Origin of the sequence: Prevotella sp. Rep29 (genome assembly GCF_019551475.1) — a bacterium.
Lineage (GTDB): Bacteria > Bacteroidota > Bacteroidia > Bacteroidales > Bacteroidaceae > Prevotella.
Genome location: NZ_CP047159.1, coordinates 1,972,265 through 1,985,820, shown reverse-complemented (window position 1 = coordinate 1,985,820; position 13,556 = coordinate 1,972,265). Strand labels below are relative to the sequence as shown.

The following is a 13,556-nucleotide window of genomic DNA, read 5'->3' as shown; positions in this document are numbered from 1 at the left end:
AGTATGATACTTCTTATCTGGACGTTGGCACAGACAGCCAATGCCCAGATAACAGGTATTGTCGTTGATGCGCAGACGGGCGACACCATCGCCCGTCCAAGCGTGTCGTATAAAGGCAACCATATTGCCGTGTCGGGAGATTCAACAGGTTATTTCTCCATCGAACGATACAACGGATGGTATCTCACCATCAGTGCGCTCGGTTATAAGACACAACGCATTTTAATCAAAGAAAATACGCCTTCAAAGCAGGTGTTTAAACTGCAACCAGATGCAAGAAAACTGGGCGAGGTGACGGTGAGGTCCAAACGTAAGTCAAAATATTCGCGTAAAGATAATCCTGCCGTAGAACTGATGAGGCGTGTGATTGCTGCGAAAAAGAAGACCGACCTTGAGAATTATGATTTCTACCAGTACAACAAATATCAGAAGATAACGCTTGCCGTCAACGACATCACATCCGAAACAATGGAAAGCGATTTGTTTAAAAACCGCGAATGGCTCGTCAATCATATCGAACGATGCCCTTACAACGATAAACTCATCTTACCCCTTTCTGTTGATGAGACAGCGATACAACATCTTTATAGAAAACAACCGAAGACCAGGAAAGACATTATCAAAGGTCAGTCATCCACAGGTGTCAGTCAGTTGATAGAAACAGGAGTTATGTTCAACACGATTTTGAAAGATTTCTTCACCGATATCGACTTGTATGATGACCAAATCCGCTTTTTACAGTATCCTTTTACCAGTCCGATAGGAAAAGATGCGGTTGATTTCTATCGTTTTTACATAGAAGACACGGTTTATGTTGGACCAGACCGTTGTTTTCACTTGCAGTTCACGCCCAACAATCAACAGGATTTTGGTTTCCGTGGAGAAATATATGTGCTTGCTGACACTACGTTGCATGTGAAACGATGTGTCCTGACACTACCGAAAAGCAGTGTCGTGAACTTCGTGGATAACCTTCGAATGGAGCAGGAATATACCCGACTCGCTAACGGGGAATGGGTGCTGACGAAGGATGATATGATGGTGGAAATGTCTCTGGCAAAATTTCTCACGAAAGCTGCTGTAATCAGAACCACACGGTTTAGCGATTATGCGTTCGATGAACTGCCGAAAAAACTATTCAAAGGCAAAGCTGATGTTCGTTATGAAGCAGACGCAAAAATGCGCAAAGAAGATTTCTGGAATAAATACCGGACGGTGGAACTGACAAAAAGCGAATCGTCAATGAACGATTTTATTCACAGTATGGAACGGTCAAAAGGCTTCAAATATATCCTTTTCGGATTAAAAGCGCTGGTAGAGAATTTTATAGAAACAGGTTCGAAGAATACAAAAAGTAAATTCGATATCGGACCAGTCAATACCATCATATCTAATAACTTCGTTGACGGCTTGCGTTTTCGTGCGAGCGGACAGACCACCGCGGCACTCAACCCACATTGGTTTTGGAAAGGCTATTATGCGTATGGAACAAAAACACATAAAAGCTATTATAGCTCACTCGTGACATACTCATTCAATAAAAAAGAATACCAGCCGAGCGAATTTCCTTCGAGAACCCTTTCTTTTGAAACAACCTACGATGTGATGTCTCCTTCGGACATGTTCCTGAATACGGATAAAGACAATCTCTTTACCGCATTCCGTTGGGCGAAAGTGAATCAGATGTACTTTTATAATCGACAGAAACTCAAGTTCGATTGGGAAACAGACTGGGGATTCCGAACCACTGTCCAGTTTAAAACGGAAAGTAATCAACCTACTGGAGAACTGTCATTCAACCGTCTCAGCGATGGCGAAATCATCAATAAAATCCGTACTACGGAAGCAACTGTGAGTCTTGAACTTTGTCCAGGACGAACCTATGTCAATACCAAACAACATCGTATTCCTGTCAATTTCGATGCACCGGAATTAAGACTCAGTCATACGATGGGCTTTGATGGGCTGTTTGGTGGACGCTATCGTTATAATTACACAGAAGTAAGTATCTACAAACGAATATGGATGAAGAGTTGGGGACGAATCAATACGCAAATCAAAGCAGGAGCGCAATGGAATAAAGTTCCTTTCCCACTGCTTATCATGCCACCGACGAATCTTTCCTATACCATCAACGAAGGAAAATTCTCATTGATGAACAATATGGAATTTCTCAACGACCGCTTTGCAATGCTTGACATATCATGGGACCTGAACGGCAAAATATTCAACCGTATCCCCTTGTTGAAAAAACTCAAATGGCGTGAGTGTATCGGAGTAAAAGGAATGATAGGACATCTGACCGATAAGAATAATCCTTTCTTGGAAGAAAATGCAAATGATCCCAATTTGTTCGTATTCCCCGAAGGTGCGAACTTGATGGATAAGAACAAACCTTATTGGGAAATATCGGTCGGCATCTATAATATTTTCAAGTTCTTCCGCGTGGACTACGTGCGCCGCTTGAGCTATACCAAGTTGCCAACAGCCAAACTTCAAGGCATTCGCGTTGGTTTTGAGTTTACATTCTGACACATCGTTAAAAACAAAAGACAATGAGAAAGATAAAGAATCCATGGAGCAAGAAAGAAGGATACGACTGCTTCGGATGTTCACCGGACAATCCCATCGGGCTTCACATGGAGTTTTTCGAGGATGGTGACGAAGTGGTCAGCTTCTGGCGCCCGCAAGAGCACTATCAAGGTTGGGTCGATACCCTTCACGGCGGCATCATCAGTGCGCTCATCGACGAGACAGCCGGATGGGTCGTTTTCAGGAAGTTGCAGACGGCAGGCATGACGAGCCGCCTGAGCGTATCGTTCAAGAAACCAGTCATGACCACCGACCCGCAGCTGATTCTCCGGGCGCATATCGTTGAGAGCAAGCGCAACTTTATCACGATTCACGTCACACTTGAGAACGCCCAAAGCCAACTCTGTGCAGAGGGCGACGTCACCTATTACGCCATGAACGAGGACAAAACGCGCGAAATGGGCTTCACCACCTGCGACCTCGAAGGCGAAGAACTCCTGGCGTTCTGAGTGGTAATAAGGAAATAGACATTATTAATTATTTACGCGCGCACGGATGTTTGAGTAAACATCCGTGTTTTTGTTGTTTTATTCATGTTGAATTAAAAAAGACTAAAAAATATTTGCTTGCATAAAAATAAATTCGTAATTTTGTCACCGACGAAGCCAGCTCTTAGAGGGCAGGTGGGTCAAACATCGATGGATGAGATTAAGAACCAATTGTGAGGGCTAATCTCGAAAAGGCGTTTACGGACGTTACTATTCTGTGACCTCAAACTTCGCAACTTTGAAACCGTACACAGAGGTAATGCAACGGAACGTCTGCGTGGGTGATTTATATTCTAACTATATATTATTATGTATAGTGAATTATAAGAATATAATCGCTTGGCGTGGGCTGGCTGCGTTGCTTATCCTTGTACGGGGGCAAAGCGAAGGCCTGAGGTCAGGGATGGGCGAGAAGTAGAAACTCCCATGCCTTTTTTCATTTCCATAAACTTGAACTTAATTATTAATGCTGAATTCGGGAGTTCAAGAGGCAAAAATTTCTGTGAGTAAAAATGAAAAACGGAAAACTTATTCTGAGATTAGCTTGTTTAGTTGGCTATTTGCTCTTTGCAAGCCTTAGTGCCTATTTTACGGCAACATCATTGTCATTGAATTTACTCAATGGCACCAATATGTGGTTTATTTTCATATTGGTTATGATTATCTCTGTTTTAGCCGGGTGGTGTCTGACCAACGCCATTATAGAAATGAAAAAGCGAGTAGGTGCATCTCGAAGTAAATTTGCGCTTAATCTTCTTGGATTCTTTATTTTTTGGCTCTTTAGTTTTACGACAAATGTACATTATTTCTTCGTAGAAAAACATGGTTATGCGATACTTACAAAAGAATTAGCAAGTGCCAAACAATATGTTATTGATAACACAACCAATGAAGTTAAGGCTATAAATGACCGACAAAATGCAGCTCGAATGGCTATTGAAGCAGTAGTTAATACTAATCAGCAGGCGTTTTCACGTGAAATTGTCAACACCATGGATGGTCATTATGGTTTTGGCGATGCTTGTATAAGTATATTAAAGTCAACAGAAAGCAGCCTACGTAAGGATGCAAAAATGTATGGAGATAACAATGAGTATATCATATTTGATGATAAACGTGATGTTGGTGACAGAGGTGTGACACAGCGAAGTCGCATACAAGATTTACAGGTTAAATATATTACCCGTATGGAAGGAGAAAAAAATAAGAAGATAGCAGTAATAGATAACTACTATGAACGGCAAAAAAATCAAAATAATAAATTAACCGAAATGCTTGGCACCATAGAATTTCTTGAAATTAACGATTTGCCTGACGTGTTGAAAGATGGTTCAATATCAGCATTCTATAAATACAACGATAAGCAAAACGGAGAAGTTATTGCAAAAATGCCATCAGATTATTCAAAATATGCACAAAAGGCAAAAGTTTATTCTTCTAACCGCATGTTTGATACTATATCAGTATGGAGTGATATCTTTAAGGGGCGTCTCGGCGATATGACAATGTTACAATGGATTATCATAGCTTTGATATGCGACCTTGTTGCTTTTCTTCTTTTTGCTTTTTTTCGAAATTATGATACGATTTAAAATGATTAATCAATAAAGTTAAATATTATGGGAATAATCGAATCTGGAGAAAATAATCTCCAACAGCAAACATCTCCTGAAGTGTCCGCAGAAAATATTGAGAATCCTGTGTTGACATCACATAGTGAAAATGACACACAACCACTAATGGATGAACCTCTTGGTGGCGTGGCAACACCAACTATCGTTAATCAGACTGTACCAATAGTTGTGTTCGTAGGACCTCCGTCAAGTGGAAAGTCAATGATACTTGTTCGTTTAGCTAAATTTTTGCGTAGCCAAGGTTATACGATAAAGACGGATCCTACATTCTTAAACACAGTTCAGTATCAACAAGATTGTATTGACTTCGCAAATAGCCTTAACACCACAACGGCATTACAAGGAACTGTAAAGTTCTTGCTTGTCAATGTATATAAAAATGGTCAGGAAGTTGCCAAACTGCTTGAAGCACCTGGTGAAGATTTTTATACAACAGACCCAGCAAAGATAAGAGCAGGGAAAAATAATGTGGTAGAACCATATTTGGCAGCTATTATGGTAAGTAATAATCCTAAGTCTTATGTCGCTTTGCTTGATCTTGACTCTGATTTATCTTTTCGTGTAGACGGCTATCATCGGCAGTCGTATGAGCAACGCTTTCTTGGTCATTTCTATCCAGCTATCAATAAAAATAGAGATAAGATTATCTTACTTTATAACAAGATTGATATGACACCCTTCGGAGACATAAATGGGTGTAATGATCTTAAAGGTGCAAGAAAAGATGCAGAAATATATTATCCGTCGTTGTTTTCATCCATGAAAGTAACAAAATTTATGATGACGGTAGATAATTTCTCTTTTAAGACATTTTGTACAGGCATGTTTTCTAAACAAACAGATAATTTTGGAAACACTTTTAAGACCTACAATATTGCTGCGGATGTATATCCACGTGATTTATGGAAAGAAATAACAAATAAATGGTAGAGTGATATGGAGATTATTATTCATGGAAAACCATTAGATGCCAGTGAGCGTTACACATCTGGTATAGATTATGAACTTGCGAGAAGAGTTATAAATGAGTTTTTTGCTCTTGGACCGGTTAAAGAGCCAGAAGCATTGTTTGTTGAAGCACGTTATTGGAAAGGAACTTGGACTAGCGTATATACGCTATTGTTGAGTGAAAAAGTAAAAGATACAGCAGGTAGAGGAAGCTACTTTGCTTTATCACTGGTTCTTCCCCAAAAATATTGTGCATTAATTAGCGATGTGTATAGACTTCTAGAAAAGGTCGTCAAAGAAAATGTTCTTGGGGTCTATCTCAACTCAAATGTTCAATATGTCGTATCCAATTTTGAAAATACGGCAGCATTTGAAAAACTCTGTGCAAAACTACAATCTTCCTATGTAAGTTTGGGGAACGTGGAAAAAGCATTTGACGGATCATTTCACCAGACAGCAACATTTACCAAAGATACCTATTGCAGTATTTATGACTGTGACTCTTTGGCATTTGTCCAACTACTAAAAGACAAGGGACGTGTCATCGTTACGGAGAAGGAAGATACGAAAGATGATATTGCGGCATTGGCTATAAAGTATCGCCAAGAGGCACAAACCGCAAAAAATGATGCCCAATCAAAGGCGTTGAGAATCACAGAACTGGAACGTGTTGCAAAGCAACTTGAGGTGACTATGCAGGAAGCAAATCGCAATGAAGGTAAGAGATTGAGTGCGCTCAAAAAGGAGATAACGTCATTGAGGGATCAATATGAGCAGGTTAAACAAAGCAGCCAAGCATCACAACAGCAATACGAGGATCTTCGCAGCAAAGTGACACAAGCTGTAGCATCTCTTGGTGGAGTTGGAAAATCCCCCAACTATCCTCCTACAAAGAGGAAAAAAAAGAAAATCTCTGATTATTTGCCTGCAATAAATACGATGTTACTATTGCTTATGGTCATGAGTTTACTTCTAAACATGAAAGGATGTTCTGGGGATAATAAATCGTCCCAGGATTCCGAAGATATGACTGGGCAGGTTGAAATGGTGCCTGTCAATCAACTAAAAGAAGAACTCCAGAAAAAAGACGAAGAGATTCACAATTTACAGGGGGAGTTGTCTAAACTACAGCAAGATATAGAATCATATAAACAAAAAAATAAAGAAAAAGATGAAAAGATAGAAAGATTAGAAAAATCAAATAGGTCAAGAGGAGGAGAATATCCGCAGGTAGGCTTCAGTTCTAGACAGCGTGTCAATGAAACAAAAAATCCGCAAACGGGTACAGAAGGTGATAACAAAACTAAAAAATAAACCATGAAAAAGCTAGTTAAAACAACACTTATGCTGATAACAGTCTTGTTATTAGCATCCTGCAACTCAAAGAGAAGTGAATACGATCCTTATAAATATGAAATGAAAGGAGGCAAGAAAAAGCAGGAAGTTTCCAATAACGTATTCGAAATCGATTTCAAGCAGACGGATAGCAATCTTAAAACAATTCATGTCAACCTTAATGGCAAGAACAGTTACGATGCAATTTTTGACACAGGGTGTTCTGGTATATTGATATCCCCTATGGAAGCACTAGATATGATGAAACAGGGTACGTTGAGAGATTCAGATGAACGCCCCCCTATTCCTGTTCAAATGGCAGATGGAAGTATTGTTCAAAAGAGGGTGTTCAATCTTCGGGAAGTAACAATAATGGACAAGAACGGGAAGCCACATACGTTGAAGGATATTGCAGCGATATTAGAGCCTAATATGGAAGCGGCAATCCTTGTAGGTTCATCTGTTATTGATAATTTGGCAAAGAAGTCTTACACTGTAGATTTAAGGAAAAAAGTTATCCGATTTGAGTGATGAAACCACAGATATACTATTTTGGCTCACTGCCTGGAGGATTCTCATCTTATCCAGGAGACCATACCAAAACATTTTTTGAGCAGTTCTTAAGACAATCTAAAAATGAAGGGCAAATTGTCATCCATCGGGAGGGCAATTTGCTCCACTATGGATATGTCAGGAAGTTCAGCAACAATTATTTTGGCATTTGTTTATGTATAGATTGTATTTATAATGATGTGGATTTTTTGTTCTCCGTATTTGATGATGTCTATGCAGATATGATTAATGCCGGCGAAATTCTTCACATGTCGACAAATGGGAGTTTGGAATGGTCAATAAAAAGCTATGTTGAGGAATCTGTAGCTCTAAACGAATACACAACAAAGATAATTGAACGTATCAACATCTCTGGCTCTAATTCTCAAGATTTGCCACCGATGGATTTCTCAATATCAATAAACGATTGTTTGGAGATTAGCTTAGAAATGTCGAAGGATGAAGTTGTGGAAGCGATGAAACGGTACCCCAATTTATATATAGTAAAAACCGATGCTGAAATAGAGCGAGTTACAAGTTTTATCCACACATTAAAAGCAAAAGATAGCATAATTGAAAAATTAAAAAATGAAAATAATGAATTAATAGATAAAAATAGGAAAATCAGTCAGCAAAAGAAACAATTTACTTATGTGATTCTTTTGTGTTTTGCAGTTATTACCTGTGGTATTGGATTGTTGCTGTTGAACGGAAGTTTGAATGAGACGAAAGAAGAACTTTCTGATGCTAATCGAACAATAGATAATAAGAATTCAAAAATATCCATGATGAAAAAAGATATTGATAGCATTAAGTCTGATTTGGAAGTCGAGAGAGAGCAACGTCAGCAGATTGAAGAATCTTTTGAAGGATTTAAAAGTTCTATGAATGAAATAGCACCATTCATTGTAAAAAATACATCTTTTGATTATAGTACAGGATACTTATCATTTGATTATTATGGTTTTAGGGATGCGAATCTTACTTTAAAAGTTAGAGCTTTGGGAGAAAACTATTATTATAATACATCAAGTTCTTCAAATGTGAACATTGAAAAAGGAAATCATTCGAAATCAATTTATCTGAGTAGATATCTGGATGGTGGGCGATGGCATATTTTTGAACTGTTGATTGGTGATAGAGTTGTTGGAGGCTGTAGAAAATAATTTTTGTATGGAGAGTTATGTATAGAGAAATTACTCATTATGGGCTGCACTTCTTTGCCCCTTTCATTTTTGCTCTTTTTTTTAAAAAAGAACGGCGTTGGGAGGCATTGTTCATAATGCTGGCAACGATGGCTGTGGATATAGACCATTTGTTGGCAACCCCAATCTTTGATCCAAATAGGATGAGTATAGGATTTCATCCACTTCATTCCTATTATGCCATTTGTGTTTATGTTATTTTATGTATTCTCCCATATGAAAGATTAAATTGGCCTTGGTGGCTTCGTCCAATCGGAATAGGTCTATTGTTCCATATGGTTACCGACTGGCAAGACTATGTTCTTTGGCTTTAAAAAGTTTTATTATAGTTATTAACTTTAAATACAATTAGATTATGAAAAAATTAAAAATTTTGATGATTGTCATGATGCTCGTAGTGAGCAATGTGACTAGTGCGCAAACTAAATCCCAGATTAAAGCAGTTTTGGAACAATTTTGTGTAGAGAATTATGACAATTGCTTCGCCCCAAGGCAATATGTGGAAGGAACATTGATTGTAACATCTGTAGAGGTGGATGAAATTAATGGAAAGATTAAGGTAAAGGGAACTCATTCTTGCAGAGGGCAGCATGTCCCGTTTTTTGGTAGAAAAACATATTCAGAAAGAGATTACAAAGCAGAGCTAATTCCTGCTAGTGTGGGAATAAAAGTCCGATTTTGGAGATGGTATGACTCTGACCCATTCCAGAACAATGCTCATTGGGAGGGACCTTGTGAGAAAACGATTATTCCGGATTAAATTTTTATGAAAAAGTCTATCAGGTTATATAGTCTGTTGTGCATATTTTTTGTTGCTATGCCCTTTTGTGCCAGTCAGCCAAAAGTTGGTCTTGCACTTGGAGGTGGTGGCGCGAAAGGTGCAGCAACAATTGGAGTTCTGGAAGTAATAGAAGATGCCGGCATAAAAATTGATTATATAGCAGGAACCAGTATCGGTGCCATTATCGGTGGCCTTTATGCTTCGGGGTATTCTTTAAAAGAACTGAAGTTGTTGTTCTTATCACAAGAGTGGCAAGATCTTCTGGAAGGTTATAGGATAGAAGCTAAACTGAAAAGTCTTCTTTCAAATCGTAGAGTAGAACAATTTCGGGACACGAAAATTCCTTTTAGATGTGTAACGGCAGAAGAAAACACCTTTGAAGAGGTCATCCTTTCCAGTGGCATTCTCTATAAAGCTATATTAGCCTCTATGTCTGTTCCAGAAATGTACGAACCTGTGAAATGGGGTAATAAGTATCTTGTAGATGGAGGAGTTATCAACAATCTCCCTGTTGATGTGGTGAGGAATATGGGTGCAGACATAGTTATTGCTATAGATTTGCAACAGAATGGAGGTTTTAATATTGGAACATCGTTGGGACTCGGCGGTCTTGCAGGTTGGTTTTTAAGCCGTCCAGATTTTAAACGTTATTCTCAAAACATAAAAGATGCCGATATTTGTATTCATCCACGGTTACCCAATTTTACCGCTGCCAGTTTCGGGCGCAATAACTGCCAAAAGATGTTGCGATTAGGCAGGGATAAAGCTAAAGAACATTGGGACGAATTGATAGAAATAAAAAACAGACAACAATAAGTATCATGAGCAAGCGACAAAAGGTTATATTGGGAATAATGCTTGTTTCTCCGTTTGTGTGTGTCACAGCGGAATGGTTTGTTGGAATTATAAGTCTTAATTTGTTTATTCTTCTTTTAATCATGTATCTTTTTGCAATTCTGCTACTTATCTTTTTTTATAAAAACTTCAAAAATAGAGTCTTAGAATCAACAGAAGAAATGGAAGAAAAAGAAAGTTCAGAAAAATATAATGATAGAACATATTATAAAGCTGTTTCAAAATGGTGAAGATTAATTATTATAAAAATAGGAAATTATGAATGACAGGAAAATTTCGGGGGCATCAACAGCTTCCCTTATCTTTGGATTGATTGGTGTGGTCGCATGGATATTACCTTTGATAGGTTATCCTGTTACTATTGGTGGATTAGTGCTTGGTATAGTTGGGCACAAGTCTGATTCTTCTTCGAGAGCAATGGTTGGAATTGTATTGTCTATTATTTTCTTAATAGCGACAATTATTAGTTCTGTACTAGGTTTTTTGTATATGACAGAAAGATGATGATAAATGAAAAAGATAATTCTGATTGTTTTGACTATTGCGTTTGTCGCATTTTCTTGTGAAGAAAAACGTGATGCTCAGTTGGAGTATGAGCAATTGCGAGACACTAGGTATTCTTCGCCACGTGAAGGAGAGAGTGCTGCACAGGAATACATAGACTATTTTCATAATAAAAACGCACCGCGAATAAATGATGTTTATGAAATCAGGTCTCAATATAGAAAGATGGATGATTTTTTCTCGAAATCTTTTGAGAATTATGCCACTTTTATAAGTGAAAGCCGTGAGTTGAATGCGGAATTGTCGCAGAGCAACTATTCTGGTGTTCGGCAATTGTGGAAGAACCTATATGAGGAGGAACAAAATCGCTTGATTGAATCTGTGTTGGACAACATTACAGCATCGAACTTCGACTCATTTTTCAGATCGGAGATAAGAAAAATCTGCGAAAATGAATTTTATACATGGGAAATTGAATCTATAGACCAAGTCTCACTTTCTACCCCGACGCCAATAAATGGCAAAATAGGAAAAGAGGCTTCGGGGCAATATCGGATTCATCTCCGTGGAGCTGTGCTCGGACTGAGGACAAGCGAGGCCATATTATCCATTGAAGGTGCAATTGGAATTAGTGATACGGGAAGTTTTAATTACATCAGAACTGGTTATCATTTTTTAGAAAAGCCGATAGGGTGAAAACGTACGGTATTCATTTGTCGGTAGTTCGTCCATTACATTTGTAATAGTTGTGATAATGAATTGATACAAACTAAAAACAAAAGATTATGGTGAGATTAATATTTTTTTCAATATTTTTTTTGTTATTTGTTATATATGTCATTGTGCAATATATAAGGGGGGAATATGATCTCTCTTATATAGGAATGCTATTTAAGGTTGCCTTGATTGCATTAGGCGTAGGAATACTTTTCATTGGTATACTATGGCTAATTATCATTGCTTAGCCTATAATGCTTTATAATCATTCTGATTTGTTATATTATGTGTGGTTTTTAATGTTTTTTGGACACCAGTGATAACATACAACCAAATAATTTTAATGATAAGTGAATAAATAATAATAGTTTTCAATAAGTAAGAAAGGAATTTAGAAGTTGTGCCCGACACGGATAACGTCATAGATGGCAAGAGCCGAGGCAATCGTGTTGTCCCGGCTCTTGTTGTTTATGGAGGATTTGTAAGGATTGCATGATTTATGCGAAGATAAGACTTATGCGAACTTCGCAGGATTGATGCTTGGGAAGCAATTATTTGAACACGATCATGTCTGCCAATTGCAGGAAATAATCGTTCGACCAGATGTCGAGTTCGTGCGGGTCTGATCGCAAAAAACGCAGGACGTCTTGCTTGACCAGATCAATGTCCGTTTGGACAAGCCGTTCCCTCAAAGCAGCCATAAAATCATCCTTCGACACCAGAATGCCGTTGAAATCGTAGATGCGGTTTTGCAAATGTGAGAAATTCAAAGGAATTTGGTGCGCTACATACCACTGAAAGTCGTACCAGTCGCGCCCTTTTACGCGGGCTTTCCAGTTTCGAAAGACTATTGCATGCATCTTTCCTGCGAATAGGTCGGGAAGTGTGACACAGCGTACCATAAAAGTGAAAGGTTTGAACAGAATTTTCTGTTCTGTGTCGAACCCCAATGGTGGATTGGTGTCCAATTCAATCTTCACCTTCACGTTTTTTTCGGTTTGAAAAGCGATGTCATAAACATCGGTGTTGTCTTTGAGAAATGCAGACTCCACCTTGCCGAAAGTTTTTTTTTCCTTTTTCTTGATTTCCACTTCGCGGCCTGTCAGCTTAAACGCTTCGATAATCTGTGGAAAATATTGTTCGAGATGGATGTCGCTGTTTTTTTTCGTCAAAGTGAAATCCATGTCCTCAGAAAAACGGTGCAACCCGTGGAAAATCCTCAGGCAAGTGCCACCATAGAAAGCTGCATGTTCGAAAAAACCACCACGTTGCAGACCGGACAGTGTTATCCGTTGCATCACTTCGTTTCTGGCGTTACTCTTTTCAGTGGGATTCTGCGGTTGAAACTCCGCTACCATTTCATCGAATATTGTCATCGTTCAATCAGTTTTAGTAAGTTCATTAGTGTGTTTTTCTTGTTCCCGTTTTCCATGCAGGCTCGTATGATTTTCAAATCCATCTGCCGAAGGTCATCCACATTGATTCTCATATCTTCTTCAAAAAACACTTCAAGGCTCGTCACCGACTGGTCAGGCACGTGCTTTTCTGCCATCAGCATGTCGCACAAGGCTTTTTCTGGCGTGGCAATCAGATAGGAAATGTCCTCTTCCTCTTCTCTCTTGATGCCAATCGGGAAATATTCTTTTGAAACGCCTCGGTAGGAAAAAGTTGCCAAAGAATTTTCAAACTGACGGGTGTGGCGAGTTGTCACAGATGTGAGCATATACACTCGTTCAGGAATCAGACCATAGTGGCGCAAAGCGTAATGAAGGGAAACATACGAAGGACCATAGATGTGATTGGCGATAAGTTCAAGCGATGGCTGCTTACCGCTTATTTCGGGCGAAACCACATACATTCCACGTTTCAACCGAATCAAAATCCCCTTTTTCTCGAGATTGGAAATTTTCATATTGGGGGACTTGCAGTCGGCGTAAAGGCTTCT

15 protein-coding genes are annotated in these 13,556 nt (G+C 38.8%); 13 read left to right on the top strand and 2 right to left on the bottom strand.

What is annotated here, in order from left to right; translation table 11 throughout:
* The first annotated feature begins 3 nt into the window (after positions 1-3).
* The 13 genes from GRF55_RS08475 (at position 4) to GRF55_RS08415 (ending at position 11,590) form a co-directional block, all read left to right on the top strand.
* Positions 4-2,532, top strand: a complete 2,529-nt coding sequence (locus tag GRF55_RS08475) for a DUF5686 family protein (RefSeq protein WP_255563770.1) — start codon at positions 4-6, stop codon at positions 2,530-2,532.
* 23 nt (positions 2,533-2,555) lie between these two features.
* A complete protein-coding gene (locus tag GRF55_RS08470) occupies positions 2,556-3,041 on the top strand; it encodes a PaaI family thioesterase (protein ID WP_220368002.1) in 486 nt (161 codons plus the stop codon).
* Positions 3,042-3,592: 551 nt separating this feature from the next.
* Positions 3,593-4,672 (top strand): hypothetical protein, encoded by a 1,080-nt coding sequence (locus tag GRF55_RS08465; protein WP_220368001.1) that lies wholly within the window; start codon positions 3,593-3,595, stop codon positions 4,670-4,672.
* A 27-nt stretch (positions 4,673-4,699) separates the two neighbouring features.
* On the top strand, positions 4,700-5,644 hold the full coding sequence (locus tag GRF55_RS08460; RefSeq protein ID WP_220368000.1) for an ATP-binding protein: 945 nt from the start codon (positions 4,700-4,702) through the stop codon (positions 5,642-5,644).
* Between the two features lie 6 nt (positions 5,645-5,650).
* Positions 5,651-6,976 carry a hypothetical protein gene (locus GRF55_RS08455; RefSeq protein ID WP_220367999.1) on the top strand — a complete coding sequence of 442 codons (1,326 nt, stop codon included), beginning with the start codon at positions 5,651-5,653 and terminating at the stop codon, positions 6,974-6,976.
* A gap of 3 nt (positions 6,977-6,979) precedes the next feature.
* Positions 6,980-7,528, top strand: coding sequence for a retroviral-like aspartic protease family protein (locus tag GRF55_RS08450; RefSeq protein WP_220367998.1), 549 nt, complete (start codon positions 6,980-6,982; stop codon positions 7,526-7,528).
* A complete protein-coding gene (locus tag GRF55_RS08445; RefSeq protein ID WP_220367997.1) occupies positions 7,528-8,715 on the top strand; it encodes a hypothetical protein in 1,188 nt (395 codons plus the stop codon). The genes GRF55_RS08450 and GRF55_RS08445 overlap by 1 nt, the downstream gene beginning before the upstream one ends.
* Positions 8,716-8,732: 17 nt before the next feature.
* Entirely contained in the window at positions 8,733-9,068 is a 336-nt protein-coding gene (locus GRF55_RS08440) for a DUF6122 family protein (RefSeq protein ID WP_220367996.1), read from the top strand.
* Positions 9,069-9,109: 41 nt separating this feature from the next.
* Positions 9,110-9,514, top strand: a complete 405-nt coding sequence (locus GRF55_RS08435; RefSeq protein WP_220367995.1) for a hypothetical protein — start codon at positions 9,110-9,112, stop codon at positions 9,512-9,514.
* 6 nt (positions 9,515-9,520) lie between these two features.
* On the top strand, positions 9,521-10,351 hold the full coding sequence (locus tag GRF55_RS08430) for a patatin-like phospholipase family protein (RefSeq protein ID WP_220367994.1): 831 nt from the start codon (positions 9,521-9,523) through the stop codon (positions 10,349-10,351).
* A 5-nt stretch (positions 10,352-10,356) separates the two neighbouring features.
* The gene (locus GRF55_RS08425) at positions 10,357-10,620 is read left to right on the top strand and encodes a hypothetical protein (RefSeq protein ID WP_220367993.1); all 264 of its coding nucleotides are present in this window, start codon (positions 10,357-10,359) and stop codon (positions 10,618-10,620) included.
* 28 nt (positions 10,621-10,648) lie between these two features.
* Positions 10,649-10,894, top strand: coding sequence for a hypothetical protein (locus GRF55_RS08420; protein ID WP_220367992.1), 246 nt, complete (start codon positions 10,649-10,651; stop codon positions 10,892-10,894).
* 6 nt (positions 10,895-10,900) lie between these two features.
* On the top strand, positions 10,901-11,590 hold the full coding sequence (locus GRF55_RS08415) for a hypothetical protein (protein WP_220367991.1): 690 nt from the start codon (positions 10,901-10,903) through the stop codon (positions 11,588-11,590).
* A 572-nt stretch (positions 11,591-12,162) separates the two neighbouring features.
* On the opposite strand, the gene GRF55_RS08410 is transcribed toward GRF55_RS08415, so the two are convergent.
* Together GRF55_RS08410 and GRF55_RS08405 are read right to left on the bottom strand one after the other, a co-directional pair.
* Positions 12,163-12,987, bottom strand: coding sequence for a nucleotidyl transferase AbiEii/AbiGii toxin family protein (locus GRF55_RS08410; RefSeq protein WP_220367990.1), 825 nt, complete (start codon positions 12,985-12,987; stop codon positions 12,163-12,165).
* Positions 12,984-13,523 carry a hypothetical protein gene (locus tag GRF55_RS08405; RefSeq protein WP_220367989.1) on the bottom strand — a complete coding sequence of 180 codons (540 nt, stop codon included), beginning with the start codon at positions 13,521-13,523 and terminating at the stop codon, positions 12,984-12,986. The genes GRF55_RS08410 and GRF55_RS08405 overlap by 4 nt, the downstream gene beginning before the upstream one ends.
* Positions 13,524-13,556: the final 33 nt, after the last annotated feature.